Origin of the sequence: Aeromicrobium sp., assembly GCF_025965075.1 — a bacterium.
Classification (GTDB): domain Bacteria; phylum Actinomycetota; class Actinomycetes; order Propionibacteriales; family Nocardioidaceae; genus Aeromicrobium.
On sequence record NZ_JAOPXQ010000149.1, the window covers coordinates 1 to 3,404 of the forward strand.

Annotated in this window: 4 protein-coding genes; all 4 read left to right on the plus strand. The window is 74.6% G+C overall.

Features of this window, described 5'->3' with window-relative positions; all coding sequences use genetic code 11:
* A partial coding sequence (locus JWQ91_RS09310; RefSeq protein ID WP_297782767.1) for a nitrite reductase (NAD(P)H) small subunit occupies positions 1–224 on the plus strand: 224 nt, incomplete at its 5' end.
* Positions 221–1,339 (plus strand): uroporphyrinogen-III synthase, encoded by a 1,119-nt coding sequence (locus JWQ91_RS09315; RefSeq protein ID WP_297782769.1) that lies wholly within the window; start codon positions 221–223, stop codon positions 1,337–1,339. The genes JWQ91_RS09310 and JWQ91_RS09315, both read left to right, overlap by 4 nt.
* The gene (locus JWQ91_RS09320; protein ID WP_297782771.1) at positions 1,336–2,052 is read left to right on the plus strand and encodes a CbiX/SirB N-terminal domain-containing protein; all 717 of its coding nucleotides are present in this window, start codon (positions 1,336–1,338) and stop codon (positions 2,050–2,052) included. The genes JWQ91_RS09315 and JWQ91_RS09320 overlap by 4 nt, the downstream gene beginning before the upstream one ends.
* Before the next feature lie 362 nt (positions 2,053–2,414).
* A complete protein-coding gene (locus tag JWQ91_RS09325) occupies positions 2,415–3,140 on the plus strand; it encodes a CbiX/SirB N-terminal domain-containing protein (RefSeq protein WP_297782773.1) in 726 nt (241 codons plus the stop codon).
* Positions 3,141–3,404: the final 264 nt, after the last annotated feature.

The window sequence follows — 3,404 nt, forward strand, 5'->3', positions numbered from 1 at the left end:
TGGCCCACCTCGACCCCTACAGCCACGCCAACGTCATGGCCCGCGGGCTGGTCGGCAGCCGGGGCGGCACCCCCACGGTGGCGTCGCCGATGCACAAGCAGGCGTACGACCTGGTGACGGGCCAGTGCCTCGACGACCCGACCCTGTCGCTGCGGGTCTGGCCCACCCGGGTCGTCGACGGTGCCGTCGAGGTCCTCGTCGAGGAGGGCGTCGACGCGGCATGACGACCCTCGGACCGGTCCTCGCGGGCACGCAGATCCTCGTCACGGCCCAGCGCCGGGCGGGCGACCTGTCGCTCGCGCTCGGACGTCGTGGCGCGTCCGTGACGGTCGCGGCGTCGCTGGGCGTCGAGTCCCACATCGACGAGGACACCCTGCTGGCCCAGACCCGGCAGATGGTCGCGACGGGCGCCGACATCGTCGTCGTGACGACGGGCATCGGCTTCCGGGGGTGGCTCGACACCGCGGAGACCGCGGGGCTGGGCCACGACCTGGTCGAGGCGCTGCGCGGCACCCGTCTGGTGGCGCGGGGCCCCAAGGCCCGCGGCGCCCTCCAGGCCGCGGGGCTGGTGCCGGACTGGGTCGCGGAGTCCGAGACGTCGGCCGAGATCGCCGACTTCCTGGTGACCGAGGGCGTGCAGGGCCTGACGATCGCCGTCCAGCACCACGGTGCGGGCGACGACGGCCTGGAGAAGCGGCTCGCCGCCGCCGGTGGTCGCCCGTTCGGCCTGGTCGTCTACCGCTGGGGCCCCCCGCCGGACCCCGAGGCCGTCGAGCAATCGGTCCGTGACGCGGCCGCCGGGGCGTACGACTCGGTGGTCTTCACCTCGGCGCCGGGGTCCGCAGCCTGGCTGACCGTCGTCCGCCGGCTGGGTGTCGGTGACGAGCTGCGCCGGCTGGAGACGGACGGGCGCCTCGTGCTCGCCGCGGTCGGGCCGGTCACGGCCGACCCCCTGCGGTCCGAGGGGTTCGACCCGCTGCTGCCGGAGCGCTCGCGCCTCGGCGCGCTGGTCCGGTCGCTCGTCATGAAGCTCGGCGACGCGTCCGACAACGTGCGCACCGACGCCGGCCGCCTGCGGGTCCGCGCCACCGCCGCGACCCTCGACCACGAGATCCTGCCGGTGTCGCCGAGCGGGCTGACGATCCTGCGGGCGCTGGCCGCCGAGCCCGGCACGGTCCGCTCCCGCGAGGAGCTGCTGATGGTGCTGCCCGGCGACTCCGACGACCCGCACTCGGCGGAGGTCGCGGTCGCCCGGCTCCGGGAGGCGATCGGCCGGCCCATCGTGCAGACCGTCGTCAAGCGTGGCTACCGGCTCGCGGTCAGCGAGGACCCGGCATGACGATCTCCCTCGTGGCCACGAGCCACGGCACCGACGTGCCCGCCGCACGGGAGGCGATCAGCGCGCTGGTCGACGCCGTGCGGGTGGCGTCCCCGCACCTGGACGTCCGGGAGGCGTTCGTCGACATCCAGCTCCCGCAGGTCGAGACCGTGGTCGACCTGGTCGACGGGCTCGCGGTCGTCGTGCCGCTGCTGCTGGCTCCCGGTTTCCACGTCCGGGTCGACATCCGCCGCGCGGCCGACCGGCCGTGGGTCGTGGCCGCCGGGACGCTGGGCGTCGACTCCCGACTGGTCGACCAGGTCGTCCGCCGGCTCCACGAGTCCGGCGCGACCCGCGGCGACGTCGTGGTCCTGGCCGCAGCCGGCTCGACCGACGTCCGCGCGCTGCAGAGCGTCGAGGCCACCGCCCGGCTGCTCGGCAAGGCCTGGGGTGCCCCGGTGCGGGTCGGCTACATCGGCGGGGACGGCACGCCGGTCACCGACGTCGTCCGGGACGTCGCGGGACCCGGGCGCAGGGTCGTCGCGGCGAGCTATCTCATGGCGCCGGGCTTCTTCCACGACCGGCTCGCGCAGTGCGGTGCCGACGTCGTCACCCGGCCCCTGCTGGACGGCACCGCGGTCGACCCGGCGATGGTGTCGCTGGTCCTGGACCGGTTCGCGGACGCCGCGGCGGCCCTCGACTGGTCCGCGGAGGCGTCGGCTCCGGCCGGCTGACCTGCGGTGACGCGTCCCGGCCGGAGATGTAACCCAATACCGCCCCTGAGTTAACCGCGCCGAAACAGCCGTCGCCGAACCTGAAGTGGCTGATGGGGAGACCCTGATCCGATGGCCAAGGGGTGACACGTGCAGGTCTGCGACACCTTGCGGGCGGCGGATCCCTCCCTCACCGAGCACCCGGGCGGAGTCCCTGTTCACGCAACAGGGTCACCGGTCCCGATCCTCGGCGACATCAGCGCGGCGCGAGCTGCCGGCGGAGCCCACGGGGGTGTTCCGTCGGCAGCTCGGCGCCCAGTGCGACCCACCGCGGGCATCTCGGGTTCCTCGGTCGGTCGCATCGAACGCTCGGGGGAGGCGGCGTGAACCGCACCCTGATCCTGTGTGCCCACGGCTCGGAGAGCCCGCGAGGTCGAAGCGCGTTCTCCGGGCTCGTCAACGCCGTGCGGCGTGAGGCCCAGGACCTCGACATCGTCGACGCCTTCGTCGACGTGCAGGTGCCGCGCATCGCCGAGGTCGTCGAGGAGACCGCCGGGCCCCGCGCCGTCGTCCCGCTGATGCTGGCGTACGACCGCCCGGTCAGCGTCGACATCCTGCAGGCCTCGCACCTCGATCCCGCCGTCTCGGTCACCGCGCCGCTCGGCCCGGACTGGATCCTCGCCGAGGTCGGCGTCCGTCGGCTGTTCGAGGCCGGCGCCCGGTCGGGGGACACCATCGTGCTCGCCGCGGACACCGCGACCGACGACCGTGCCGTCGCCGACGTCGGCAAGGCCGCCCGCCTGCTCAGCGCGGTCTGGGGCGGACGGGTCCACGTCGGCACCCTGGGCGGCCCCGACACCCCGCTCGCCGACGCGGTCGACGTCGCCCGGGCGTACGGCCAGCGGGTCGTGGTCTCGACGTATCTCCTGACCCCCGGTGCGGTGCACGACAGCATCACCGAGGCCGGCGCCGACGTCGTGACGGAGCCGTTCCTCGACGCGGGCCCGCCCGATGCGCGCCTCGTCAGCCTGGTGCTGGCCCGGGCGCGATCCCGCGGTAGCTGGACCGCCGTCGGGGGAGACCCCGGCCCCCGCCTGGCGCACCAGTAGGCCACGTGCCCGGCCCGCGCGGTGGATTTCTCCACCGTACGAGGGCCGAATCGGGCTGAGAAGGTGGAGGATCCACCCACTACTCGGCGACCGGGCCGAGAACCCCGGAACCCCCCGGAACCGCGTGCCTGCGGCCAAAGTCTCGATAAGTGGTTTAGCCTTTGACCATGGCGACCCGAACGACTTCCCCGCCGCGCAAGCGGCCGTCCGGCAGCCAGGCCCGCAAGAAGCCCGCCGCGACCAAGCGCAAGCCCCAGGCCCGCA

Coding starts and splice junctions, on each gene's coding strand:
- JWQ91_RS09315 (WP_297782769.1), top strand. CDS start 221: ATGACGACCCTCGGACCGGTCCTCGCGGGCACGCAGATCCTCGTCACG.
- JWQ91_RS09320 (WP_297782771.1), top strand. CDS start 1,336: ATGACGATCTCCCTCGTGGCCACGAGCCACGGCACCGACGTGCCCGCC.